The 25,918-nt window shown below is 46.2% G+C and carries 25 protein-coding genes; 4 read left to right on the forward strand and 21 right to left on the reverse strand.

Annotated features, from left to right (window positions below; translation table 11 throughout):
* Nucleotides 1-42: 42 nt before the first annotated feature.
* From ACTRWF_RS17155 to lpxD, 10 genes are all read right to left on the reverse strand, one after another.
* Nucleotides 43-543, reverse strand: a complete 501-nt coding sequence (locus ACTRWF_RS17155) for a phosphatidylglycerophosphatase A family protein (RefSeq protein ID WP_012518938.1) — start codon at nucleotides 541-543, stop codon at nucleotides 43-45.
* A gap of 39 nt (nucleotides 544-582) precedes the next feature.
* Nucleotides 583-1,548 carry a thiamine-phosphate kinase gene (gene thiL / locus ACTRWF_RS17160; RefSeq protein ID WP_012518939.1) on the reverse strand — a complete coding sequence of 322 codons (966 nt, stop codon included), beginning with the start codon at nucleotides 1,546-1,548 and terminating at the stop codon, nucleotides 583-585.
* Nucleotides 1,549-1,596: 48 nt separating this feature from the next.
* Entirely contained in the window at nucleotides 1,597-2,019 is a 423-nt protein-coding gene (gene nusB, locus ACTRWF_RS17165) for a transcription antitermination factor NusB (RefSeq protein WP_012518940.1), read from the reverse strand.
* 12 nt (nucleotides 2,020-2,031) lie between these two features.
* Entirely contained in the window at nucleotides 2,032-2,505 is a 474-nt protein-coding gene (gene ribH, locus ACTRWF_RS17170; RefSeq protein WP_012518941.1) for a 6,7-dimethyl-8-ribityllumazine synthase, read from the reverse strand.
* A gap of 244 nt (nucleotides 2,506-2,749) precedes the next feature.
* Entirely contained in the window at nucleotides 2,750-3,850 is a 1,101-nt protein-coding gene (gene ribBA, locus ACTRWF_RS17175) for a bifunctional 3,4-dihydroxy-2-butanone-4-phosphate synthase/GTP cyclohydrolase II (protein WP_020743918.1), read from the reverse strand.
* Between the two features lie 20 nt (nucleotides 3,851-3,870).
* Nucleotides 3,871-4,533: a riboflavin synthase gene (locus ACTRWF_RS17180; protein WP_012518943.1), complete on the reverse strand. Its 663-nt coding sequence runs from the start codon at nucleotides 4,531-4,533 to the stop codon at nucleotides 3,871-3,873.
* Nucleotides 4,534-4,553: 20 nt separating this feature from the next.
* Entirely contained in the window at nucleotides 4,554-5,693 is a 1,140-nt protein-coding gene (ribD, locus tag ACTRWF_RS17185; protein WP_020743919.1) for a bifunctional diaminohydroxyphosphoribosylaminopyrimidine deaminase/5-amino-6-(5-phosphoribosylamino)uracil reductase RibD, read from the reverse strand.
* Nucleotides 5,694-5,736: 43 nt separating this feature from the next.
* Nucleotides 5,737-6,186, reverse strand: coding sequence for a transcriptional regulator NrdR (gene nrdR / locus ACTRWF_RS17190; protein ID WP_012517538.1), 450 nt, complete (start codon nucleotides 6,184-6,186; stop codon nucleotides 5,737-5,739).
* Nucleotides 6,187-6,289: 103 nt separating this feature from the next.
* Nucleotides 6,290-7,546, reverse strand: a complete 1,257-nt coding sequence (gene glyA, locus ACTRWF_RS17195) for a serine hydroxymethyltransferase (protein ID WP_012517537.1) — start codon at nucleotides 7,544-7,546, stop codon at nucleotides 6,290-6,292.
* A gap of 154 nt (nucleotides 7,547-7,700) precedes the next feature.
* Complete coding sequence (lpxD, locus tag ACTRWF_RS17200; protein ID WP_462835928.1) at nucleotides 7,701-8,729, reverse strand: UDP-3-O-(3-hydroxymyristoyl)glucosamine N-acyltransferase; 1,029 nt, start codon at nucleotides 8,727-8,729, stop codon at nucleotides 7,701-7,703.
* 303 nt (nucleotides 8,730-9,032) lie between these two features.
* On the opposite strand from lpxD, the gene ettA reads away from it, so the two are divergent.
* Both ettA and ACTRWF_RS17210 read left to right on the forward strand, forming a co-directional pair.
* Nucleotides 9,033-10,700: an energy-dependent translational throttle protein EttA gene (gene ettA, locus ACTRWF_RS17205; RefSeq protein WP_012517535.1), complete on the forward strand. Its 1,668-nt coding sequence runs from the start codon at nucleotides 9,033-9,035 to the stop codon at nucleotides 10,698-10,700.
* 163 nt (nucleotides 10,701-10,863) lie between these two features.
* The gene (locus ACTRWF_RS17210; RefSeq protein WP_012517534.1) at nucleotides 10,864-11,271 is read left to right on the forward strand and encodes a PilZ domain-containing protein; all 408 of its coding nucleotides are present in this window, start codon (nucleotides 10,864-10,866) and stop codon (nucleotides 11,269-11,271) included.
* Nucleotides 11,272-11,335: 64 nt separating this feature from the next.
* On the opposite strand, the gene radA is transcribed toward ACTRWF_RS17210, so the two are convergent.
* Nucleotides 11,336-12,703, reverse strand: a complete 1,368-nt coding sequence (radA, locus tag ACTRWF_RS17215) for a DNA repair protein RadA (protein WP_012517533.1) — start codon at nucleotides 12,701-12,703, stop codon at nucleotides 11,336-11,338.
* A 190-nt stretch (nucleotides 12,704-12,893) separates the two neighbouring features.
* On the opposite strand from radA, the gene ACTRWF_RS17220 reads away from it, so the two are divergent.
* Nucleotides 12,894-15,419 (forward strand): PilZ domain-containing protein, encoded by a 2,526-nt coding sequence (locus ACTRWF_RS17220; RefSeq protein WP_462835929.1) that lies wholly within the window; start codon nucleotides 12,894-12,896, stop codon nucleotides 15,417-15,419.
* A gap of 96 nt (nucleotides 15,420-15,515) precedes the next feature.
* Here ACTRWF_RS17220 and serB read toward each other — a convergent pair whose 3' ends face one another.
* Nucleotides 15,516-16,499 (reverse strand): phosphoserine phosphatase SerB, encoded by a 984-nt coding sequence (gene serB, locus ACTRWF_RS17225; protein ID WP_462835930.1) that lies wholly within the window; start codon nucleotides 16,497-16,499, stop codon nucleotides 15,516-15,518.
* 147 nt (nucleotides 16,500-16,646) lie between these two features.
* On the opposite strand from serB, the gene ACTRWF_RS17230 reads away from it, so the two are divergent.
* Entirely contained in the window at nucleotides 16,647-17,333 is a 687-nt protein-coding gene (locus ACTRWF_RS17230) for a hypothetical protein (RefSeq protein ID WP_462835945.1), read from the forward strand.
* 17 nt (nucleotides 17,334-17,350) lie between these two features.
* Here the strand turns inward: ACTRWF_RS17230 and ACTRWF_RS17235 are convergent, their stop codons facing one another.
* The 9 genes from ACTRWF_RS17235 to ACTRWF_RS17275 all read right to left on the reverse strand — a co-directional run bounded on the left by ACTRWF_RS17235 (nucleotide 17,351) and on the right by ACTRWF_RS17275 (nucleotide 25,859).
* Complete coding sequence (locus ACTRWF_RS17235; RefSeq protein WP_012517529.1) at nucleotides 17,351-18,193, reverse strand: TatD family hydrolase; 843 nt, start codon at nucleotides 18,191-18,193, stop codon at nucleotides 17,351-17,353.
* A 71-nt stretch (nucleotides 18,194-18,264) separates the two neighbouring features.
* The gene (gene pdxH, locus ACTRWF_RS17240; RefSeq protein WP_012518952.1) at nucleotides 18,265-18,903 is read right to left on the reverse strand and encodes a pyridoxamine 5'-phosphate oxidase; all 639 of its coding nucleotides are present in this window, start codon (nucleotides 18,901-18,903) and stop codon (nucleotides 18,265-18,267) included.
* 101 nt (nucleotides 18,904-19,004) lie between these two features.
* Nucleotides 19,005-19,916, reverse strand: coding sequence for a GTPase Era (era, locus tag ACTRWF_RS17245; RefSeq protein ID WP_012517527.1), 912 nt, complete (start codon nucleotides 19,914-19,916; stop codon nucleotides 19,005-19,007).
* A gap of 19 nt (nucleotides 19,917-19,935) precedes the next feature.
* Nucleotides 19,936-20,622 (reverse strand): ribonuclease III, encoded by a 687-nt coding sequence (gene rnc / locus ACTRWF_RS17250; protein ID WP_012517526.1) that lies wholly within the window; start codon nucleotides 20,620-20,622, stop codon nucleotides 19,936-19,938.
* Nucleotides 20,622-21,524 (reverse strand): signal peptidase I, encoded by a 903-nt coding sequence (gene lepB, locus ACTRWF_RS17255; protein WP_462835931.1) that lies wholly within the window; start codon nucleotides 21,522-21,524, stop codon nucleotides 20,622-20,624. The genes rnc and lepB overlap by 1 nt, the downstream gene beginning before the upstream one ends.
* The gene (gene lepA, locus ACTRWF_RS17260; RefSeq protein ID WP_012517524.1) at nucleotides 21,524-23,320 is read right to left on the reverse strand and encodes a translation elongation factor 4; all 1,797 of its coding nucleotides are present in this window, start codon (nucleotides 23,318-23,320) and stop codon (nucleotides 21,524-21,526) included. The genes lepB and lepA overlap by 1 nt, the downstream gene beginning before the upstream one ends.
* A 198-nt stretch (nucleotides 23,321-23,518) precedes the next feature.
* Nucleotides 23,519-23,965 carry a SoxR reducing system RseC family protein gene (locus ACTRWF_RS17265; RefSeq protein ID WP_012517523.1) on the reverse strand — a complete coding sequence of 149 codons (447 nt, stop codon included), beginning with the start codon at nucleotides 23,963-23,965 and terminating at the stop codon, nucleotides 23,519-23,521.
* Nucleotides 23,966-23,976: 11 nt separating this feature from the next.
* Complete coding sequence (locus ACTRWF_RS17270) at nucleotides 23,977-25,083, reverse strand: MucB/RseB C-terminal domain-containing protein (protein WP_012518955.1); 1,107 nt, start codon at nucleotides 25,081-25,083, stop codon at nucleotides 23,977-23,979.
* 194 nt (nucleotides 25,084-25,277) lie between these two features.
* A complete protein-coding gene (locus ACTRWF_RS17275) occupies nucleotides 25,278-25,859 on the reverse strand; it encodes a sigma-E factor negative regulatory protein (RefSeq protein ID WP_024016588.1) in 582 nt (193 codons plus the stop codon).
* Nucleotides 25,860-25,918 lie beyond the last annotated feature (59 nt).

Below are 25,918 nucleotides of genomic sequence, written 5' to 3' on the forward strand. Positions count from 1 at the left end.
TACACGTCTTAGGCGCTAAACCTTAAGCTTTATGTTAACGCATTAAAACAAGGCTAAAGCTGCTGGCCAGAACACCATTAGCAAATGTAGGCAACCGCATGCCATGGCGCCAGCCAGTAAATCGTCTAGCATTATGCCTGTACCACCGTGTAAGCGCTTATCAATAACGCCTATCGGCCAAGGCTTTAAAATATCGAAAAGCCTAAATAGAATAAAACCAACCAGCAAGGATGATGCGGTAATTGGTACAAATAGAAACGTGACGAACATGCCCGCTATTTCATCCCACACGATAGAGCCATGGTCGTGGACCTGCATATCGTCAGCCGTCTTACCGCAAAGGTAAATGCCCACAACTGAGAATATTAGCGTAAGCGCGATAAATGAAACAATGGATACTTGGCTACAGGCGATAAGCAAAGGCAATGCAGCTAGAGAGCCAAACGTCCCAGGCATAAAAGGAATTAGCCCGCTACCAAAGCCCAACGCTAGAAAATGGACCGGATTTTTCATACTCACTCTAGCGCGAAATTCAGCCTGCATGTAAATTCCTTTGTCTCACGTCTAATTAATCGATTGTACTTAAAAGCTATGCTCGTAACCCGCCGCAGCGACAGGCGTATACTTCTCATTATTTTTAAGTAATGAGAGTTTGCCGTTGTGACCGGTTAATTGCCCGATACACGTTGCTTTTACGTTTGTACTTGCCAAAGACGTTTCCAGGCTGCCGTGTTGCTCTTCGCTTACCGTAAAAATCAACTCGTAATCATCTCCAGCAGATAGCGCATATTCGATAGCCTGTTCAGGCGACACGGCGCTAGTTAACGCCCGAGAAAGTGGCAAGCGCTCTACGTGAACATTTGCGCCACAATTAGACGCTTTTAAAATATGACCTAAATCTGATATCAAGCCATCAGATATATCGATACATGATGTGGCAATACGACGAATAGCTGTACCCACTGCAACTCGGGGAGTTGGAAAGTAATGACGATTAATTAACACCTCTTTTGCTTCGCCTGAGACACTTAGCTTATTTTGTAGAATATCTAAGCCAGCACCAGCGTCGCCTAACGTACCGGTAACATAAAGCCAGTCACCCGGCTTTGCACCGCTTCGCGTCAGCTCTGAACCCGGTGGTATAAAGCCTTGCGCGGTAATCGTCATTGCCATAGGGCCTTTTACCGTATCACCGCCGATTAACTGCACCGAATAATACTGGGTAAGCTCATAAAGGCCCGCAACAAAATCATCAAGCCAAGCTTCATCTACTTCTGGAAGCGACAGTGACAGGCTTATCCATGCGGGCTCCGCCCCCATTGCAGCCAAATCACTTAAGTTAACCGCTACTGTTTTGTATGCCACAGATTTCGCTGGCGCATCTTTTAAAAAATGCACGCCTGCAACAAGGGTATCAGTAGTAACGGCGAGTTGTTGGTTTTCAGGAACCGTTGTTACAGCACAGTCATCACCAATACCTATAACAACGTCTTTGCGTTTGTGGCCGCAGTTTGAAAAATAGCGGCCGATAAGATCAAATTCTTTCACAGTAATTTTTAAACCCTTTCAGCGGCAATCCATGCCGCCATGGTAAGGTTAGTCGCGCTCATCTTTGCGCAACGTGCGCACTGCTTTATCCAGTGCACCATTAATGAACTTATGGCTCTCTTCGGCACCGAATGCCTTAGCGAGCTCAATCGCTTCATTAATAATTACGCGATAAGGTACATCAATGCGCTCAGTCAGTTCCAGCGTCGCAATGCGCAAGATCGCTTTTTCTATCGCGTCTAGCTCTTCAGGCAGACGGCCAAGATAAGGTTTGATCGTCGCATCAAGCTTACTTGCGTTATGCGCAACACCGCGCAGCAAGGCTTGAAAATACGCCATGTCTACCTTTTGCATGTCGTTACTGGTGGCTAGCGCCAGTTCAACCTGCTGTATATCGTTGTGACTCATTTGCCATGAATACACGCCTTGCAAGGCGAGTTCACGGGCTTTACGACGAGCTGAAACTTTCACTTAATGTTTACCTTAAAGCTTTTCAACAGCATCGATAACGTTTACCATTTCAAGCGCGCCCAGTGCAGCTTCTGCACCTTTATTGCCCGCTTTAGTACCTGAACGCTCGATTGCTTGTTCAATTGAATCTGTTGTGATTACGCCAAATGAAACCGGAATACCGTATTCAAGTGATACTTGCGCAAGACCTTTATTGCTCTCACCTGCTACGAAATCAAAGTGTGGCGTGCCACCACGAATAACCGCACCTAGTGCGATAATGGCGTCAAATGACTTTTTCTCGGCTAATTTTTTAGCCACTACAGGTAACTCGTAAGCACCAGGAACGCGTACTAACGTGATATCGTCATCACTTACTTCACCGTGACGCTCTAGGGTGTCTAATGCACCTTCTAGTAAGCTTTCTACTACAAAGCTATTAAAGCGTGATACTACGATAGCAAACTTCTTACCGGTTGCTCTGATATTACCTTCAACTACCTGCATGGTTTCATTCCTCGAGAAAAAACGGCGCGAAGTATACCACAACTGCGCCCAAACTAAATCGATTGTTTCTTTAACTTCAACTATTCGTAAACGGCCACTTTATGCTTAGCCAAATGTGGGGAGGGAATGCTGGTCGCAAACCCTCCACCGCATGGATGCGGTGGCGGAGCGTACAGGGGTGTATTCACCGCGTGTTTGCGACGAGCATTCCCTCTCCACTTTCGCTGTGCTCTACACCCAAGCACTAGTCGTGCACGTACTCGACCACTTCTAGGCCGTAACCTGAAAGCGCATGATATTTAATTGGCTTGCTAAGAAGACGCATTTTGTGAACGCCCATAGATGCAAGAATTTGGCTACCCACACCAATTGTGCGCGACGATCCCTGCCAATCAGCGCCAGCAGGTTGTTCGCCTCTATCTTCGGCTGCAAAGCGGCGTACCTGGCTTTCGATGTGCTCTTCTTTACCTAATAGCACTAACACTCCACCTTCTTCTGAGATTTTGCGCATGCCGTCTGCTAATGTCATCGAGCGATGAATACCGCGGGTAGAGCCGAGAAGATCACTAAACGTATTGTGAAGGTGTACACGCACAAGCGTCGCTTCATCTTCTTTTATCTCACCTTTCTTAAGGGCAAAGTGAAGCTGGTTATCAATACTGTCTTTAAAGGTATGTAACTCAAAGTCACCATACTCGGTCGGCATGTTGCACTGCGCCACTTTTTGAATCGTCGTTTCGTTTAGGTTACGGTATTCAATTAGATCGGCAATAGTACCAATTTTAAGGTTGTGTTTAGCTGCAAACTTTTCCAACTCTGGGCGACGGGCCATAGTGCCGTCTTCATTAAGAATTTCTACAATAACGCCCGCCGGTTCTAAACCCGCTAAACGGGGTAAATCAACGCCAGCTTCGGTATGACCCGCACGGTTTAATACACCGCCATCTTTAGCAATAAGTGGAAAAATATGACCCGGCTGTACGATGTCTGTGGCTTTCGCCTCTTTCGCTACCGCAGCTTTAATTGTCGTGGCGCGGTCTGCCGCTGAAATGCCCGTGGTTACACCCGTTGCCGCCTCGATAGAAACAGTAAAGTTCGTAGAGAACTGGGCTTCGTTTTTATCTACCATTAACGGAAGATTTAGCGCACGACAACGCTCTTGCGTCATAGGCAAACATACCAAGCCCCGTGCGTGAGTAACCATAAAGTTTATGGCTTCCGGCGTCACATGCTCTGCCGCCATAATGAGGTCACCTTCATTCTCTCGGTCCTCATCATCCATTAAGATAACCATTTTAGCTTGGCGGATATCTTCAATTATTTCTTGTGTAGTGTTAAATGCCATGTTGTGTGCTTCTTGTAGGGTTATTTTCTTAAAAATCCGTTCTCGGCAAGAAATGCCATATCGATGCCTTTGCTCTGTGGCTCAGCTGCTTTATCGCCCAGCATTAATCGCTCTAAGTAGCGCGCAATAACATCAACTTCTAAATTAACTGCAGTACCTACTTTATAGCTTCCCATTATCGTTTCTTGTAACGTATGGGGAATGATCCAAAGCATGAACTCAGCGCCATTCACCTCGTTAACGGTCAGACTGATACCATCAACCGTAATACTGCCTTTATGAGCAATATATTTGGCAATCGCTTCGGGCGCTTTAACCCAGAATTCTACATAATCTGAATGTTTAATGATTTGCGTAACTTCACCAACGCCGTCCACGTGACCAGACACAATGTGACCGCCAAAGCGATCGGTTGGGCGCATGGCTTTTTCTAAATTAACCGTTGAGCCTGCGCTGTAATGTGCAAAGCCAGTTAATTTAATCGTCTCTGCCGACACATCTGCACAGTAATAATCAGCCCCCATATCAGTGACTGTTAAGCAAACACCGTTGGTAGCGATACTGTCGCCTAGCGCTACATCAGACATATCAAGCGTAGGTGAAGACACCGTTAGACGAATATCATTGCCACGGTTATCGAGCTTTTTAATCGTGCCTAACGCTTGAATAATTCCAGTAAACATAAAGTTCCTCTTTAGTCGCGTTAGCGACAGGTGTTGCTAACGTCGGGCCGGAAGATAAGCTTAATATCGTTACCCACCTGACGATTTTCAATAAGTGAAAGTGAAATAGATTGATTTAAAGCGGTAAACGCTGGCAAATTGACCATACTTACCCCTTTATCACCTAATAGCTTAGGCGCTTGGTAACAAATAAGCTCGTCCACCAGCCCTTCTTGCAAGAGTGCACCGGCAAGGCCTGGCCCCGCTTCTACCCATACTTCGTTAAATTGCTTATCGCCTAATGCCAACATTAGTGCGTGTAAGTCAAGCTTACCGTCTTTTTCATCAAGCTGAAGGTAATGCTGGCTTGCCGTATCTGGGTGAGCCTGAGACGTAGCAGTAAAGGTCATATTGCCGTCATTAAAGAGCGCATAGTCTCGACTAAGCGTGCTTTTACTGTCTAGCACAACCCGAGCAGGCTGGCGAACATGTTCAAGGGGATAATCGTCAAACTGCGCCTCTTTCTCGCGTACTAAAAGGCTAGGATTGTCGGCCTTCACTGTACCCGACCCCGTTAACACCACACAGCTTTGTGCGCGATAGTGCTGTACATCTCGTCTGGCTTCTGGAGTGGTAATCCATTGGCTCACACCGTTTTGCAAGGCTATTTTTCCGTCAACACTTATGCCCAACTTTACGCGAACAAAGGGTTTACCGGTTAGCATACGCTTTATAAAACCGGGATTAAGCGCAGCGGCTTCTGCAGCCATTACCTCGCTCACCACTTCAATACCCGCTTCTTGCAACATACTTATACCGTTGCCGCATACGTTCGGGTTAGGGTCAGTCATAGCAATGACAACTCGCGCAACCTGCGCTTCAACAAGGGCTTTAGCGCAAGGCGGCGTACGCCCAAAATGACTGCAGGGCTCTAGGGTAACGTAAGCGGTTGCACCTTTGGCACCTTCAGAACGTGCATGAGCTGCTTGTCTAAGTGCGTGTACTTCGGCATGAGGTGTGCCCGCTTGGATGTGATAACCTTGGCCTAACAACTGACTGTCTTCGTCAACAATCACGCAGCCAACGCGGGGGTTGGGCGAGGTAGTAAAGCGCCCTTTTTTGGCAAGTTGAATGGCCTTTGCCATCCAATAATAATCGTTTTTAACCGTATCGTGGTTCACTTGGATTCCTGTTGTAGCCCTAAGTGTTTAAGGTTTATCGAACCTAATCCCCTAGTCGTGCAATCTCTTCTCCAAATTCACGAATGTCTTCGAAGGAACGATAAACTGAAGCGAACCGAACATAGGCGACTTTGTCGAGTTCTTTGAGGGCTTTCATTATTAGGTTGCCAAGTAGTTCGCTGCTTACTTCTCGTTCACCGGTTGCGCGCAACTGTGATTTAAGCGAAAGGATACATTGTTCTACTTTTTCGGTACTAACAGGGCGCTTTTCAAGCGCGCGCTGTAGCCCAGCACGAAGTTTATCTTCGTTGAATGGTTCACGCGAGCCATCGCGTTTAATAACGCGGGGCATCACAAGCTCTGCACTTTCAAATGTAGTAAAGCGCTCGTGACACACCATACATTCGCGTCGTCTTCGCACCTGTTGCCCTTCTGCAACTAAACGAGAATCAATGACTTTTGTTTCTTGTTCGGAACAAAACGGGCAAAACATGAATAATCCTTACATATTGCGTACTTAGGCCTTTCAAACTCAACCTAGACTAGTTAGTCCAGCATTAGTACCAAAGTACGCAATAAAACACAAACCTATTTAATTACTTATAAACAGGGAATTGTGCGCAAAGGGCAACCACTTCGCTTTGAACGCGCTTAATAACAGACTCATCGCCCATGTTATCAAGGATGTCGCAAATCCACGTAGCAACTTGCTTAGCTTGTTCTTCTTTAAAACCACGACGCGTAATCGCTGGGCTACCAATGCGAAGACCGCTTGTTACAAACGGTGAGCGCGGGTCGTTTGGTACCGAGTTCTTGTTTACCGTGATATTTGCTGCACCTAGTGCGGCGTCAGCATCTTTACCCGTAATATCTTTGTCGATTAGGTCTAAAAGGAACAGGTGGTTGTCAGTACCGCCAGATACGATATTGTAGCCACGTTCTTGCATGACAGACACCATCGCTTTTGCGTTTGCAACCACTTGCTGCTGATACGCTTTAAACTCTGGCTGCAGTGCTTCTTTGAACGCTACCGCTTTAGCCGCAATAACATGACAAAGTGGGCCACCTTGGTTGCCTGGGAATACCGAACTGTTAAGCTTTTTGTAAATCGCTTCGTCGCCACATGAAGAAAGGATTAGACCACTACGAGGGCCCGCAAGCGTTTTGTGTGTGGTGGTCGTTACCACGTGTGCGTGTGGAAGTGGGTTTGGATAAACACCAGCGGCAACAAGACCGGCAACGTGCGCCATATCTACAAGCAAATATGCACCAACGCTATCTGCGATTTCGCGGAATTTCGCCCAATCAACAATGCCTGAATACGCAGAGAAACCACCGATAATCATTTTCGGCTTGTGCTCTTTCGCTAGAGCTTCAACCTGTGCGTAATCAATTTCGCCCGTTTCTTTATCTAAACCGTACTGTACCGCGTTGTACGTTTTACCAGAGAAGTTTACGTGTGAACCGTGAGTAAGGTGTCCACCTTCAGAAAGGCTCATACCTAGTACGGTGTCGCCCGCATCAAGTAGCGCCATAAATACGGCCGAGTTTGCTTGAGAACCCGCGTGCGGCTGAACGTTTGCGTAATCTGCACCAAATAGTTCTTTTGCACGGTCGATAGCAAGTTGCTCAACAACGTCTACGTGCTCACAGCCACCGTAGTAGCGCTTTCCTGGGTAGCCTTCAGCGTATTTATTAGTAAGCTGTGAACCCTGTGCTTCCATAACACGTGGGCTACAGTAGTTCTCAGAGGCAATTAGCTCAATGTGATGTTCTTGACGCTCAACCTCGTTGGCCATTGCATTGGCTAATTCAGGATCGAAGTCAGCTATATTCATTTCGCGAGAAAACATGGGGGCTCCTTAACTGCGGTTTTTATATGGCATTACGCACTGATTGCTCAAATTCGAGCCATATTCTAGTCATTTTCGGGTGCTTGTATACCGCTTTATGACCAAATTAATATAAATGGCGCAGGTTTAACGAAATACCTGCGCCAGTGGGAGATCAGACCTGTTTTTCAAGGGCTTTAACCCGGTCAAATAAACTGCCAATTTTAGCAAGGCGAACCGTATTCTTACGCCAATCACGATTTGTTTGTGCTGGCTGTCCCGAAGAATAAACACCGGGCTCTTTGATATCCTGAACAATCATGGTGTAGCCTGTTACCTGAACATTGTCACAAATACTGATGTGGCCGTTAATTCCTACACCACCACCAATGATGACGTGTTTGCCAATATGACAACTCCCAGCAATGCCTGTCGCGCCACAAATACACGAATGGTCGCCAATGATACAGTTATGACCAATTTGCACTTGGTTATCAATAATAACGTTGGTGCCTAAGATCGTATCTTCCATTGCGCCGCGGTCAATACTGCTGCTTGCGCCGATTTGGCTGTCGTCGCCAATGCGAACCGACCCGGTTTGAGGAATCGGGATCCACACGCCTTTATCGTTGGCATAACCAAAACCTGCAGCACCAATAACTGTTTGACTGTGAATAGTGACACGCTTTCCAATAACTACATCGTGATAAATAGTCACGTTAGGATTGATGGTACATCCTTCTCCAATATGCGTTCCCTTTCGGATAACCGTATTCGCACCGACCGTCACTCTGTCGCCTAATACAACGTTTTCTTCAATAATAACGTTATGTCCAAGGGAGACATCACTACCAATGCGGGCAGAGGGCGCAACCACTGCTGTTTCAGCAATCCCCGACGCCACAGCAGGTGTGGTATCGAATAATTGAGCTATGAGTGCAAAAGCCGCGTGAGGATTAGCCACAATAAGTGCGGCTACGGGGCTATCGCCTTTAAGACTCTCGTGCAAAATTACCGCGCCAGCCTTGGTGTCTTTCAACTGAGGCTTATATTTGGGGTTGGTAAGAAATGAAATTTGATGCGATGCTGCGCCTGATAGCGTACCTACTGCAGATATGATGATACTTCCGTCACCCTGCACTTCCCCACCAACGTGTTTCGCTAACTCGTCCAAACTGTATGTGCGTTTATTCATAGCGGTCATTTTAATTACCTGTTCGGATATATGAATAGTGTTTGAGTGTTAATACTCATTTTTATGGACGCTAAGTTTACATTAAATTGCCCTTTCAACCGACGCATAAATCATTCTTTTTGACATAAGCGCTTAAAATATCGCCAAGCACTAATTCAGCTAGCGTAAGTGACTGGCACAAACTACCCTGTTACGAGTAGAATATGGCCCCAGTTAGGACGTGTTGAACTTTAATGAATGCTTAGATGCGGTAAAGTTCAACACGCCTTAAACACATTTTATTTTTCACCGCTTATTCAGCGAGGATAGAGCATGGCTCAATACGTTTACAGTATGCATCGTGTGGGGAAAATCGTCCCACCTAACAGACACATTCTTAAAGATATTTCACTTAGCTTTTTCCCTGGTGCCAAAATTGGTGTGCTAGGTCTTAACGGCGCGGGTAAATCAACGCTACTTCGCATTATGGCCGGCGTTGACACTGAAATTGAAGGTGAAGCGCGACCTCAGCCTGGGCTAAAAGTGGGCTACCTTCCTCAAGAGCCTCAGCTTGATGAAAGTAAGGATGTGCGCGGCAACATCGAAGAAGCGGTAGCCGATGTGAAACACGCATTGACTCGTCTTGATGAAGTATACGCAGCTTATGCCGAAGCAGACGCCGACTTCGACGCCTTAGCAAAAGAACAAGGCGAGCTGGAAGCCGTTATTCAAGCGAAAGACGGTCACAACCTAGAAAACGCATTAGAGCGTGCCGCTGATGCCCTTCGCCTTCCAGCTTGGGATGCTGATGTAAGCAAACTATCGGGTGGTGAACGCCGCCGTGTCGCGCTTTGTCGATTGCTGCTAGAAAAGCCGGAAATGTTGCTTCTTGACGAACCGACTAACCACTTAGATGCCGAATCAGTAGCGTGGCTAGAGCGCTTCCTTCACGACTATGAAGGTACCGTGGTAGCCATTACCCACGATAGATACTTCCTTGATAATGTGGCAGGTTGGATCTTAGAACTTGACCGTGGTGAAGGCATTCCATGGGAAGGCAACTATTCTTCATGGTTGGAACAAAAAGAAAACCGACTAGAGCAAGAAGAGCGCACCGAAACCGCCCGCATGAAAAGCATGAAACAGGAACTTGAATGGGTACGCTCGAATCCGAAAGGTCGTCATGCTAAAAGTAAGGCACGTATGGCCCGCTTTGAAGAGCTATCTACCAGCGATTACCAAAAGCGTAACGAAACCAATGAGCTATTCATTCCACCGGGTGAGCGTTTAGGTGACAAGGTTATTGAAGTAAGCAACCTTAAAAAGTCCTATGGCGATCGCGTACTTATCGATGACTTGACGTTCAAAGTACCAAAAGGGGCGATTGTAGGTATCGTTGGTCCTAACGGTGCGGGTAAATCTACCCTATTTAGAATGCTTACCGGCGCCGAGCAACCTGATTCAGGTACTATCGATTTAGGCGATACGGTGCAAATTGCTGCGGTAGAGCAGTTCCGTGACCACATGAATGAAGATAACACCGTATGGAAAGAAATTTCTGACGAGCAAGACATCATTCGCATTGGTAACTTTGAAATAAACAGCCGCGCCTACTGCAGCCGTTTTAATTTTAAAGGCACCGACCAGCAAAAGTTTATTAAAGACTTGTCAGGTGGTGAGCGCAACCGTGTACACCTTGCGAAACTGCTTAAAGCTGGCGGCAACGTGTTGCTGCTAGATGAACCAACTAACGACCTAGACGTTGAGACACTTCGCGCGCTGGAAAACGCGTTATTAGAGTTTCCGGGCTGCGCTATGGTTATCTCGCACGACCGTTGGTTCCTTGACCGTGTGGCGACACACATAATGGATTATCGCGACGAAGGTAACATTAACTTCTTCGAAGGTAATTATTCAGACTACGAGAGCTGGTTAAAGCAAGAGTTTGGACAGGATGTGGTTGAGCCTCACCGTTTGAAATACAAGCGTATGGCTAAGTAATAAGAAACACAAAGATAATAAAAAATAGGATTACCCTATTTTGACCCACAATAAAAAGGGCTCTCATCTACGATGAGGGCCCTTTTTATTTGTCGGCTTTTGATTGCGAACGACAGCAATTTAGCCAATACTGACAACGTAGATGCAAACTAGGTACTTAAAAATGACGGATAAGCGCCAATTCCAAAGGGTTACCTTAAACGTAAGGGGCACCCTTGCCCATAACGACATGGTTATCGACGTGGTAGTCAGTGACGTGTCGCTGCAAGGAATAAAACTGTTTGCCAGCGAAACAGCGCTCACCCACCTGCCCTTTGACAGCCACGAGCCCTACACAGCTATGTTTCAAGCAAATGAAGATAGCCCTGTCATTACGCTTCATATTTCTCAGCTTTACCGCCATGCCGATAGCAGAAAAGAAGGGGTGTCGTTAGGTTGTAAGGTTGAAAGCATGGACCTAGAAAGCGTTAGCGCGCTTCGCCGCTTAATTACCTTAAATAGTGAAGACGCAAGTATTGAAGAAAAAGACCTTAATGCACTGGTTGATGCTGTTTACCGCGCATCCCACTAACACGTTCACGTAATATCGTGTTAGCAGGACGAAGAGTGCTGGAATAGGCTCTAGGCCAAGCCCTCTATTCTAGCGCATCTAAGGCTTCTGATAGACGGGCTACAGGCACAACTTTCATACCATTTATGGCTTGCTTAGGAGCATTCGCTTTAGGCACAACAGCGCGTTTAAAGCCGTGTTTCGCGGCTTCAATAATGCGCTCTGTCCCGTTTGGAACAGGGCGAATTTCACCGGCTAAGCCCACCTCACCAAATACAATTAAATCGCGCGGTAAAGAGCGGTTTCGAAAGCTAGAAATCATGGCCAGAAGCAGCGCAAGGTCAGCGCTGGTCTCGGAAACGCGCACGCCCCCTACTACATTGACAAATACATCCTGGTCATTCATTTGCACATTGCCATGGCGATGAAGCACCGCCAGCAGCATGGATAATCGGTTTTGATCAAGGCCAACTGCAATTCGCCTAGGGTTAGACATTTGTGAGTAATCCACCAAGGCTTGTATTTCCACCAGCAATGGGCGCGTACCTTCCCAAATTACCATGACACTAGAACCCGGCGTATCGTTATCGCCACGGCTTAGAAAGATTGCAGACGGGTTACTCACTTCTTTAAGGCCTTTTTCCGTCATGGCAAATACCCCAAGCTCGTTGACTGCACCAAAGCGGTTTTTGTGGCTTCGCAACGTACGGTAGCGGCCGTCACTCTCCCCTTCCAACATCATTGAGCTGTCGATACAGTGTTCGAGTACTTTAGGGCCCGCGAGGTTGCCGTCTTTGGTTACGTGACCAACGATAAACATGGCAATATGGTTTTGCTTGGCAAAGCGGGTTAAATAAGCCGCACTCTCTCTAACTTGAGATACACTACCAGGCGCCGACTGAACATCAGAAACATGCATAACCTGAATGGAGTCGATAACCATAATTTTAGGCTTTTGGGTAAGCGCTAAATCGCAAATGGTTTCAACGTTTGTTTCTGCCAGCATCATCAACTTATCGTCAGGAAGGCTTAACCGCTTCGCCCGCATGGCCACTTGTTGCAACGATTCTTCCCCTGTTACATAGAGGGCGCTTTCGCTTTTCGCCATTTGACACATTACTTGCAAAAGCAACGTACTTTTACCTGCGCCTGGTGAGCCGCCTATCAACATGGCAGCGCCGGGGACAATACCGCCACCCAACACCCTATCGAGTTCTTTAAAAGTGGACGAAAAACGAGGAAGAGATTCAAGATCAATGGCGTTCAACGTTTCAATTTTAGCCGCCGTTTGTCCAGCATAGCCCGACGTAGTTTGACGCGTAGCGCTTTTTGCACTTGCTACAACAAACTCGCTTATGGTATTCCACGCTTTACATTCTGAACACTGCCCTTGCCAGCGAGGAAACTCTGCCCCACAGTCAGAACATACATAAGCAGTTTTACGTTTTGCCATATTCCAGTTTTATCCAAAGTCCAAAAAGAGTATTCTAACACTTAAAAAGAGTGAGTTAAGCACAATCCAACGTTCAGTTTTTGCGCACAATAGATCCAACAAAAGTATAAGGGTTCAGCGCATTAATGAGTTTTGCTGATTTGCCGATAACAACTAAAATAATGATACTTAACAACAAAGTTGCGCATTCATGAGTCAAGATTTAAAGCAGTACGCTGATATTATTGAACAGCTAAAGCCTATGGTGAACGAACCCGAGTTCAACCAGGTGTTGCTTCAAACTGCTGCAGACGTCCCTAAGGAAAAACGCTTTCTAATAAAAATGGAAGTAAAGCGTCTAGCCAAACCCTGTATGCGTACTATCGATTTGCGCGGTCATGTAGACGGTAAATGCAAAAAATATGTCCATGAAGGGCGAAGTCATTATATGGACGACTTAGCGGTTGATAAATTTGAAGAGCAGATACGCGTGTTTGGCCGCTACACTTATGGCGTGTATGAGGCGGTACAAAATACGGAAAACAATTTCCGCTTAATGCGCGAAAAAGAACTTGCTCAAGAGCGGGCACACAAAGAAAATCCTACGGCCAAGAAGCGCTCTGCCGTGTTAGAGCAATTCAAAGTGCCAACGGTGAACCTTCTCGATTATCGACAGCGCAATACAGAGCGAATGAATTTCGCAGTGGCCGTAGAAGTTTTTAATAACACCGGCCAAGCAATGCGCGGGCTGAGTGTTGATATTTCCCTCGAAGGTTTACAGATAAAACTCGCAAAAGACGCTTTTTTTAAAACCGGGGAAACCCTTTTTATCTTTTTTAGGGGTCTTGAAAACGAATTTGCCATGGATAAAAAAAATGGCATAGCGTACAAACTCGTTAAAATAATAACGAAAAACGATGTGAACTATCTTGCGCTACAGCGGGATAAAGATTGCCCCAGCCCAGCATTTGACAAGTTTTTAGAAAGCTTTATACACGGCAACAAACGTCGTTATAAAGTGAACATGAGCAATACAATAGAAGCGATAACCAGCAAAACCTGCGAACAATACTTCTCACCAAGAAGCCCAACGCTTCCTGTCTATATCGATGTTATTAACAAAACATTAGTACCCCGCTTTGCGATGGTAAACGAGGTAAATAGAGAAACAGTACAGTATTGGCAAGACGAAGAAGAAAACTGTCGGCTAAACTTTTTGCTAACACAAGAGCGACTTATGCGGCTTTTAAATAAGTCTGATGAAGTGCGCGAAATTTTTGTATTCAGCTTCACCCACCTACACAGTGATAAAGTATACTTTTACTCGGCGTCTTTCGAGGAGTTGTTGCAAAAAGACATTCTGCTTAAGGTCTTCTTAGGCTTTGGCTCAAAAAAGGCCAGTTGGAGAGTGTTCAAAATCACGCTTACCGACATGGTGCCGGAGCAAGCTCATATTCCCCTTTCCATACCTGACTCTGTGGGTAGCAAAGTCAAAAAGCTTAATACACCGCCATCGGCGCGACTCATGTCTAAGCTTAAAAACCTCAGGTATTTAGCTCACGTTACCGATGTGACGTCGGTAACCGGTCAAGAAACCTATAACGAGTTTACCTTCAATCGCGAAAACCTTTCTCATTTGCGAGTCTTTGGGCACCCTCGAAACCGAGCGCCCTCTAATATTCATTTAGTACGTTTTAAATATGAAGAACAACGTATTGAAAGCCGCTATCAGCTAAGAACGCAAATCGAAGCTCGCTTCAATAATGAGGATGCGGTTCACAAAGGCGTAAGTGAAGATATTTCTGTACACGGTTTGGGTCTGCGCGTTGAATTAAATAAAGAGTATAAAGGAAGCCTGGAAGGCAGAATTGAAGTGGCTTTTCCCCGGCTGCAAGAAATTGCTAATGCATTTGATGTTATGCACCTTCAATATGAAATTATCTACCATAACGTTGAGAAAAACATCTTACACCTGAAGACCATGCCAGGTGAGGAAGGAAAGAGCGCCCGCGCCTTCTTTGAAGAGCTAATCAAAAAGAATAAAGCTAACTTAAAAGTTGATAATGACGAAGAAGAAGTACCCGGTATCGGCCAGGCACTGCGCTGTATCAACGCTAGAAACGCGACCTCTTTGTCTTTTTTGATGAGCAAAGAAGGGGTTCGCTATACGCCTCAAGCGTGTATCGTTGGCAAGCAAGACGAGAGGATCACCACCCTCACCACGCAATATGCTGAGCAAGGCAAAGTTAATCTAGAGTTCCTCTTCAGAGACAGAAAACAGGATTCGCCTTTCGTTCAAAGCGGCATTAAAGCCGTAAAGCTTGAAAATATGCCGCTGCGCCAAGAGCTCTTTATTTCCTTTGATGCATCGCAAAAAGAACCGCGTATGGCAATTATCCCTCGTTACTCAGATAAATTTGAAAGTAATGAGCAGCGAAGAGCTTTTATTCGAGAAGCGATGGTTCGAGGCCAGTTTATAGCTATTCATGTGATGCTGACGACCACGGGTAAACCTGATATGAGCATGCTGCAAACTGAAATCAACTACGTGACTATGTATGCCATGCACAGAGCGCGAGAGCTTGAGAAAAAGATGTGGAGTATTGCCGCATGTTCACACCTTGTCGATGTGACTGACGAAGTGCTAATTCGTTATGGCTTCACCATGGAAGACATCACCGCTAATAAAACGTTAAAAAGCGCCGTAGCGCAGAACGTTGTATCAAGAATGGCTTAAACACACCACCTATGCGCTACCCGTTTAGCGCATAGCACTTTTTCACGAACAAGCGTGCTAACTTCTTAAAAACAGCTAGCACAACCTCCCGCCTTCCTATTTATCAAGAAAATAAAGCATGCTGTGCAAACTGCCAATACGAATTGCGACATCGGCTTTTTCATTAACCAAAGGCTTGCCGTGACAAGCGACACCCAGGGCCGATTCAGCCATCATCACCAAATCGTTTGCCCCGTCTCCCATTGCCACGGTCTGACTCGTTGGAATTTGCCACTTTTCGGCAAGCTGCTTAACCGTGCGCGCCTTAACATCGGCGTTCACTATTTCTCCTTCAACTTTACCGGTAAGTAGGTTTTCGCTAACCGCTAATGTATTTGATATAGCAAAGTCTAATCCTAATCTTGCTTTTAAATGATCGGCAAAAAAGGTAAAACCACCCGAGGCAATAGCCAATTTCCAATTGTGCTGTTTAAGGTAAGCGAGCAAGCTTTGTATACCCGGCATGATTGGGAGGCTATCGCGAATTTTTTTGAGGTGTGCTACGGGCACGCCTTCCAAACACGCTACGCGGTGAGTCAAACTGTCGTTAAAGGCTATTTCACCGCGCATGGCCTTGGCGGTAACTTCTGCAACTTGCTCACCCACGCCCGCCAATTTTGCAATTTCGTCAATACACTCTATGGCAATAACGGTACTGTCCATATCCATCACTAACAGACCTGGCTGAGACAGTGACGGACGAGAAGCCTGTAAACCGATATCAAGGTTGAAGGCAGATGACACATCACCAAGTAGCGGGTTTATATTTTCAAGCTGTGCGCTATTAAGCGTGCCACGAACCTCAATAACATCATCGCCAAGACATTGGTGTAGATGGTGAAAAGCCGCCCCTGTCGGTGAAAACACATCCTTTATTTTATTGAGCACACCGTCCAAAAGGTAAGGGGTAATGGCTTGACCTGTTACCGTAAGCGTGTGTGTATAGGCCTTGCTATTGTGTTCAGTATTAATGTGTTGTGATAGCTGGGCAGCACTATGCTGTTCGTCATTGTTAATATTTGGGAAAAGCGTGTTTTTCATAGCGAAGAAGACACTGAGATAGTTGGCAAATGGTGGCCTAATGCTAACCAATTAGGCTAACTAATAAAATATCCTCTTTTAAATTATTTAGAATTAACCTACTGTTAGGCAAACCTAAAGAATTTATGGAAATACGAATTGGTAAACGTGCTTAACAAAGCCACTACACAAACAAAGAATGACTCTCATTCATTGTATACGGCTCTGAAAAGACTCTTTCACACATTAGTTGTCAGCACGGTATTTGCGTTAATCGTTGTATTGTTATTGTTGGTTCAGCAATACCAAAATGATTGGCTTACCGTTCAAACCCGTTCCACTGGCGAGAGCATTGCGCGCCAGTACGCCAAGCTTTTACAACCCGCCTTTTTTACTCAAGACCGCCCCATGCTAGGACAAAACCAAAAGGCTGAATCAGAAAGTGCACTAACACAAAGGCAGTATATTGAAAGCGTTGCGACTGTATTGAAAAACGAACCGCAGATCCTCGCCCTATCTGTATTTGATAAAGACGGCAGGTATATCGCACCATTACCCCAAATAGACAGTATTGTCGCGATAAGCCAATCGCAAAATGTTACGCCACTTACCTATGTCGAGGCGATTAATGATGACAAGGGTAATTTATTGGGGTACGTGAACATTCATATGAATACACAGGCCGTGTTAGAAAGCCCCCTTACACTTCGGTATCAGCTTGCGCTTATCGCGTGTATTTTAGTGTTTCTCGCTCTGATGCTTGGCATTTACCTAACCCGCGCGTTTTACAAATCTCGACCTTGGTTTATACACGTCATCGAGTCTAAAAAGAAACAGATGAAGCTCACTCAATAAGTGCTATTTAGCTCTCGCTAAACATGACTTTGCTCTATGCCAAATAGACGAAAATAGTTCGCTGTGGTAGTGGCTATTACTTCGCTAGATGCAACGCTGAAAGTCGAGCTAATCGCCTCTACCACATCATTTAGGTAGTAGGGTTCGTTAGGTTCGCCCTGCCGGCCGCACATGGGCATATCCGGCGAGTCAGTTTCAAGCAGAATGTTATCGAAGTGATGCTCTAATAAATAGCCTAAGGTTTCCCGTGTTTTTTTCGCGCGCTCATAGGTAATAGTGCCGCCTATTCCTAAATAAAAGCCTCGCTCTATATACCTTTTTGCTACTTCCACACTGCCCGAGAAGGCGTGGATCACCCCTTCTCCTTGATACCTTGCCTGCTTAAACGCCTCCAGTAACAGATGATGGCTTTTTCGATGATGCACAATTACGGGTAAAGTACAGCGCTCGGCAACGTTTAAATGGGCATTAAATACCTGCTGCTGCAGTTTAAGAGGCACCTTGATATGCCCATCGATACCGGTCTCACCAATGGCTTTTACTGACGGGTGGCGCATTGCTGCGGCATTTTCAAGTTCAGAAAGCTGACCTTTTACAAGTTGCTCTTGCGATAATGAAGCAATACCGTTTTTTAAGTCGCACTCGTTAGATGAAAGAAAGTAAGGATGAAGCCCAAGGGCAGTATCAATGGGAAGGAGATGTTGATACTCACTACTAAGCGCCTGTAGCGTTTGCCACGAATGAGGATTGATACTCGGCGCCATGAGGCGAGTGAGCCCCGCAGCTTTTGCCCTTTCTAAGGCTGTATTGAGGTCTTTTTTCGATGCGAGCAAATCAAGGTGGCAGTGGCTGTCTATCATGCGCAGGCGCCTCTGTATCGACTATTCAAGATGAAAACAGCGCTTATCGCTGAACCGCAGAACGCTTTCGGCTAGGGCATCAAGCGCTGTGTTGACCACCTGCCATCTTCGGCTTTGTTGTATTCGAAACGGTCGTGAAGTCTATCTTCCCCGCCTTGCCAAAACTCAATTTGATGGGGAACAATTCGAAAGCCTCCCCAAAAGTCAGGTACAGGTAGCGCTTTGTTAGCAAACTTGTCTTTCAACTGCTTAAACTGCGTGAGAAGTAGCGCTCTACTCCCAATGGGTTTACTTTGTTTAGATGCGTAAGCCGCGAGCTGACTGTCTTTCGGACGAGAGAAGAAATACGCTGCATTTTCAGAAACAGACAGTTTCTCTACACTGCCGCAAACACGCACCTGGCGCTCCATAAAAAACCATGGAAAGTGGCACGAGACTTTAGGGTTAACAGATAGCTCCTGCGCTTTTCGACTACCTAGATTGGTAAAAAACACAAAGCCTTTGTCGCTAACATCTTTTAATAAAACGATTCGCTGAGAAGGTTGGCCGGTGCTGTCTACCGTGGCAACAGTCATCGCTGTAGGGTCGGGAATACCCGCATCGATAGCGTCTTTTAACCATTGGTCAAACAAAGAAAAAGGGCTAGATGTGATATCTGACTCACTCAAACTACCTTTTGAGTATTGTCTACGCATATCTGAAATTGCCATACGACGCTCCTACAACGAAAATTAATTACCGTGTAACGCCTCTCGCTCCCTGCCTAGGGTGCCTAGCGGCGTTAATACGCTTATACCGAGCGGGTAAAAAGCTAGAAGTTACTGTCGTCGCCATAGCCAAGAGAACGCAGTGCCCGCTCATCGTCGGCCCAGCCTTGCTTAACCTTAACCCATAGTTCTAGGAAGACCTTGTTATCGAACAAGTTTTCCATATCTTTACGGGCTTGCTCGCCAATGGTTTTCAAGTGTTTACCACCCTTGCCAATTACCATTCGCTTTTGGGTTTCTCGCTCTACCAAAATAAGGCCATTAATACGGTAAACACCGTTATCAGCCATTTTGAACTGCTCAATTTCCACTGTGGTAGAGTAAGGCAATTCATCACCGGTGAAACGCATTAATTTTTCACGAATGATTTCAGCAGCCATAAAGCGGCTTGAGCGGTCGGTGATGTAGTCTTCTGGAAAGAAGAACTCACTTTTCGGCAATGATTCAGCAACGAGTTCTCTAATACCGTCTACCATTTTTCCCTGTTTGGCACTAATAGGAACAATGTGCTCAAACGGGTGCTTTTCACCTAACTTTTGCAGATGAACCATAAAGTTTTCTTTGTCTTCCACCTTATCCATTTTATTTACGATAAGGTAGCAAGGAAGGTTTGCTTGTTTAACTTTACTTAACACCATTTCATCTTCGGCGTTAAAACGATCACCTTCGACAACAAACAATACCAGGCCCACTTCTGCGAGAGAGCTCGACGCGGCGCGGTTCATGTAGCGATTTATCGCTCGCTTCTCGTCTTGGTGAAGCCCGGGCGTATCAACATAAATCGCTTGATAGTCGCCGTCGGTGTCGATACCTAAAATACGGTGACGTGTGGTCTGAGGCTTACGAGAGGTAATACTTACCTTTTGCCCCAGTAAGCGGTTAAGTAGTGTAGATTTTCCTACATTAGGGCGCCCTACAATGGCGACTAAACCACAGCGTGTTTGAATATCGGGCATTTCTGGCAAATTCGACTCATCATGCGTTGTCATCAAGCTTCTCCAATGTTAAACGAGCAGCTTCTTGTTCTGCCTTACGACGACTATTGCCAGACGCCACAACCGCGTCTGGTAGACTTTCTACTTTACAGCACACTTCAAATGTCTGTGCGTGATCTTTGCCTGAAATAGACAGCACCTCATAGGTTGGCAGCGCCTGTTTGCGCCCTTGTAAGAACTCTTGCAGGCGCGTCTTACTGTCTTTTGGGTGTGCATTAGGATCTAATTGATTAATGCGACTTTCCCATAGCCTGTCGATAACGCCTCGTACTTCGTCCATTCCTGAATCGAGGTAGATAGCACCTAAGATAGCTTCAACGGCGTCAGCCAAAATAGAACTTCTGCGGTGACCGCCACTTTTCAGTTCACCAGGACCTAAGTTGAGCAACTCGCCCACACTGGCTTCTTTGGCCAACTCTGCCAGCGTATCACCTTTAACCAAGGTCGAACGCATTCTGGTGAGCTTGCCTTCTGGCACAGTAGGAAAGCGCTTAAATAAAGTCTCGCCTATAATCATGCCCAAAATGGCATCACCTAAAAACTCTAAGCGCTCGTTGTGCTGCTTAGCGGCACTTCGGTGAGTAAGCGCTTGTTCTAACAACGCTTCATTGTTAAATGTGTAGCCTATCGCCTTGTATAAGCGAAGATATTTATCAATTCCCTGCATTAATGAATGCCACCTGCTCGCTCAAATCGAACACCTGTAGGTACCCATGTTGGAAGGAAGTCTGATGGGCTGCGCTCGAATTCAAATGAAACCCAAATCGCCACCGCTTTTCCTACCAGATTGGCATCAGGAACAAAGCCCCAAAAACGGCTATCGCGACTGTTGTCACGGTTATCGCCAAGTACGAAATACTGCCCATCTGGTACTATCCACTCATTGGCGCGTGTGCCGGGTTGGGTATAAAAATTAACCGGAGAAATTTCGCGAACTGGATGACGCAAGATATCGTGCTCCACCGTGCCTAAATCCTCGGTGTAACGCATAAGCTGCGCCATGTCTTGCACAAATTCGCCACGTTCTTGGAAGCTTAGTGGTACCGCCTTAAGTTTCGGGCAGTTATTGCCCGTCTCGCACTTAGGCTTTATATAAACCTGTTTATTTTGATAAACCACGGTGTCACCCGGTAGCCCTATAACGCGCTTGATATAGTCAATTGAAGGCTCTTCTGGGTATTTAAATACCACTACGTCACCGCGCTCTGGCACGCCAGTTTCAATAAGCTTACTTCTGAAGACCGGGTCTTTCACACCATAAGCAAACTTTTCCACCAAGATAAAGTCACCCACCAGTAGGGTTGGCATCATAGAGCCTGAAGGAATTTGAAACGGTTCGTACAAAAACGAACGCAACACTAATACAAACGCGATAACCGGGAAGATTTGTTGCGAAGTATCAACTAAATATGGCAGCTGTGGATCTTCTCCGTAGCCCGCGCCTTCTGCGGTCGCCGCAGCCTGTAAACGGGCTTTTCGCTTTGGCGCAAACACGAGGCTATCTACTAGCCAAATCAAACCTGTTATTAAGGTGAGTGCCACCAAAATCAAGGAGAAGTAGTTCGCCATTATTTGCCCACCTTCAATACTGCAAGGAATGCATCTTGTGGCAACTCAACATTACCCACTTGCTTCATTCGCTTTTTACCTTCTTTCTGCTTTTGAAGTAGCTTTTTCTTACGACTAACGTCACCACCATAACACTTGGCGATTACGTTTTTACGTAGCTGCTTAACCGTACTTCTTGCAACGACGTGATTACCAATCGCTGCCTGAATAGCGATATCAAACATTTGGCGAGGAATCAATTCACGTAATTTTTCTACCAACTCACGACCACGGCCCTGAGAATTTTCTCTGTGCGTAATAACCGCTAGCGCATCTACACGTTCGCCGTTTATAAGAATATCAACGCGCACCATGTCAGACGTTTGGAAACGCTTAAAGTTATAATCAAGGGAAGCGAAACCACGGCTGGTAGACTTCAAACGGTCGAAGAAATCGAGAACAACTTCAGCCATTGGTAGCTCGTAAGTTACCGCGACTTGCTTACCGTGGTACGTCATGTTGGTTTGCATACCGCGCTTTTCAACACATAGAGTAATTACGTTACCTAAATACTCTTGTGGTACGAGAATATTGGCTTCAACCATAGGTTCACGAATTTCAGCAATATCGTTAACCGGCGGTAATTTCGCCGGGCTATCTACGGTAAGTGTCTCGCCCTTTGTCGTTTCGACTTCGTAAATTACCGTAGGTGCAGTAGTAATAAGACCTAGGTCATATTCACGCTCTAAACGCTCTTGAATGATTTCCATGTGCAGCATGCCAAGGAAGCCGATACGGAAACCAAAACCCAAGGCGGCTGAACTTTCTGGCTCGTAAAATAATGACGCGTCGTTCAGGCTTAACTTAGCAAGGGCATCACGGAAGTCTTCGTAATCATCTGAACTAATTGGGAATATACCCGCATAAACCTGTGGCTTAACCTTTTTGAAACCAGGAAGCATGGCGTCAGCAGGCTCGCGCGCAAGCGTGATAGTATCCCCCACGGGCGCACCTTGAATATCTTTGATGCCGGCAATGATAAAACCAACTTCACCTGCCCTTAATATGCCAGTATCAAGAGGCTTAGGCGTAAACACACCGATTTTGTCCACTTGGTGAGTTTGGCCATTCGACATAATTTGAATTTTATCTTTCTTGTTCAATTGGCCTTCGACAATACGTACCAATGATACAACGCCCTGATAGTTGTCGAACCACGAGTCGATAATTAGCGCTTTAAGTGGCGCTTCTCGATCGCCTTCTGGCGGTGGAATCTTATTGACGATAACTTCAAGGACATCTTCAATACCAATTCCGGTTTTCGCCGAGCAGCGCACGGCGTCAAGAGCATCTATACCAACAATGTCTTCAATCTCTTCGGCCACGCGGTCTGGTTCGGCCTGTGGCAGGTCAATTTTGTTCAACACTGGAACCACTTCCATGTCCATTTCAATAGCCGTGTAGCAGTTAGCCAGTGTCTGGGCTTCTACGCCTTGCCCCGCGTCGACGACCAAAAGCGCACCTTCGCAGGCTGCAAGTGAGCGAGAAACTTCGTAAGTGAAGTCAACGTGTCCCGGAGTATCGATGAAGTTAAGCTGATAAGTTTCACCATCACGCGCTTCGTAGTTCAGCGTAACGCTTTGCGCTTTGATAGTAATACCGCGCTCTTTTTCCAGGTCCATAGAGTCGAGAACCTGTTCAGCCATCTCACGGTCTGTAAGCCCTCCACAGTGCTGGATGAGACGATCTGACAGCGTAGACTTACCGTGGTCAATGTGGGCGATAATACTGAAGTTACGAATGTGCGATTGTTGCATAATGCTGGAAATTACCTGCAGAAAAATTCATTAAACAAAAAATGCTGCTCACCTTAAATTAAGGGTTATACGCAGCGCGTGCGGATTTTACCCATTTCTCATGCGAAAAGCGAATTAGCGTATAGGAAAATTGCTACCCCGCAGTAAACCGATACTAAAGCGATGGCAATCAAGGCTGGCGGCAGTAGACTTTTTGTCCTAGATATCAGCAGTACTTAGCAACACAGGTTGGTACTTTGCACCTTCAATACGGCGCAACTTGTAAGCAATAAGCCGGTAAACTGCATAGGTAATGACCGCGCTTGGGACCATCGCCCATAATTCGTGTACAACGCCGCTTTGACTCAATAAGGTCTCAGCCCCTGCATACGCTGCAATGAACGCAACTAAGGGCAGTAAATAAAGCCATGCTGAGGCACTTAAAATACCCGCTTCAGGTATACCTACGGTGACCTTCTGACCTATGCGAACCGGCATCGGCGTACGCAGCGTTAGCTGTTGAGTTTTCGGGGCGATAGCACGAGAAATAACGCCCGTACCGCAATCGCTTTGCGCTTCACAGGCATTACACGTTGATTTAATTGCCGCTTCAACGGTGACGCTGTCGCCGTCAATCGCAACCACCGTAGCTGTTTCTCTAATCATTACTTAACATACTAGTTATTTACAGGCCTTAAGGATGTCGCAATCGCGTTAGCCGTTTGAAGTGGTATTTCACCAACCACTGTCACTTGCGCTTTTCCATCTGTTAAGGTCAAAAATGTACTAACTTCATTGCGCAGTGCCAATGTCTCACCTAACGCATCGTCGGCGGGCTGAACATATACAGACACATCCACCAACCCATCTGAGAAAAGTTTATACTCTACCACTTGCCCGGTTAAGGCTAGTCGTCTTGTATCTTGCTTTATCTCTCGCATTCCCGCGGGTAAATAAGTGACGTCCCACTTGTGCGCTCGCGCGGGTGCAGTACTTAACGCCATTGGGGCCGGTAACGACGCCGCGTTTATCCGTGAAAAGTACTCCGCTGGCGTAGGCGATATAGCAAACGCTGTTACTTGGATTTGTTCTAACAATGCTCCCTGTAAATCGAGCATGTTTAACTTGAGCAGCATTCCCGATGACTCATCAAGCCAAAGTTGATAACCAAAACGGGTATTATCGCGGCTGACAATTCTTATTTGCTGCGCTGAGCGCCCGGCTACACGCGCTCTACCTACGGCGACAAACTCATAAGCTTCTGCAAGCTGCTCGGGGTGATAAAGCAGGGCGCTGGGAATAGGCCCATTGATATGTTTAGAGCGCAAGCTATATGGCTGAACATCCGGCTCGAAAACGCTAACCACATCGTTGATGCGAATAAGCTCCCGACCAGGGCCATTTTGAAGGTTTAACTGCTCTAACTCAGAGCCATCTTCCATAATGCCATGACGCCAAAGGTAAGGAACCGTTTCCTTACCGGCAATTGTTTGAACAAACGATACTTGGAAATTGGCATTAGTAATTATATTTTGAAGCTCGGCTAACCACTGGCTTGCTGACTGGGGCTGGGTCTCAGCAGAAGCTGTAACGTCACGGGTTTCATTTACCTGAAAGTTATGCGGTGCGTCTTGCGTAGGGTCGACTTCGGCTTTATCACTCACCGCAGGAGATTGAGAAGAGGTTCTAGGTACCTGAGAAACAGCAGAAGAACTCTGGGCGTGTGTTGTTTGAACAACCGCACCCGAAATGAAAAAAAGTGCAACGATAGAACTACAGCGCATTTTTCCCGCCTTAAAACAAACATACCAGCAGTATATGCTGGTATGGTTAAATATGAAATCGCATCTATGTCACAAACCCAAAAACGACTGTGCGCTTCTGTTCACTCTTACAGCACGCTACATCATTTTTAAAGCGCGCTAAGTGCCTGATGCGTCACACCCTAGGTGCATTAACTCACCTTAGTGATGATGGATTAAGGACGTTGCGGTCCGCTAGTATCACCTTCACTTTCGTCTTCTTGCGCTTGCTTGAGCTTTATTTGCTGTTCATGGTCAGCAATAAGCGCATTTATTTTACGCTTTTTCTCAAGCACTTCATTCATGTCGTTACGCGGCAACGTACGAGTTTGCTCTAAACTAACAGGCGCTAAACCACCTTGAGGCGCAATAGTTGGCGCAGTCATAAATGGTTCTGTAGGGGCATCCTGATTGGTGTACTGAACACCGAAGATTACCGCTACGGCTACCGAGGCAGCGACTGCAAGTTGGCCAGATTGTTTCGCAAAAGGAACAACACTACCAATCACTGGGATTGATTGCCAACGCGAACGCTTCGGCGCAACAATGGCTGGCTCGTTTTCAAGTGCGGCTGCTACGCTTGCTGTAATATCCAGCTGAGGAGCAACACTTGCTTCTTTTCGCATTGCACCGCGATACACATGGTAACGTTGCCATTTGGCCTGAAGCGCTTCATCTTGCTTAATTGCATCGATGATATCATTGCCTTCTATCTCACCATCCATGAATGCGGACAATTTTTCTTGCTGTTGCGTCATATATTCATTTCCAGATCAATGTGATCGTTAACTACCCTAACACAGCTGTTAGTCATCGT

The sequence above is a fragment of the Alteromonas sp. G5_S2_22_S1 genome, from assembly GCF_054968525.1.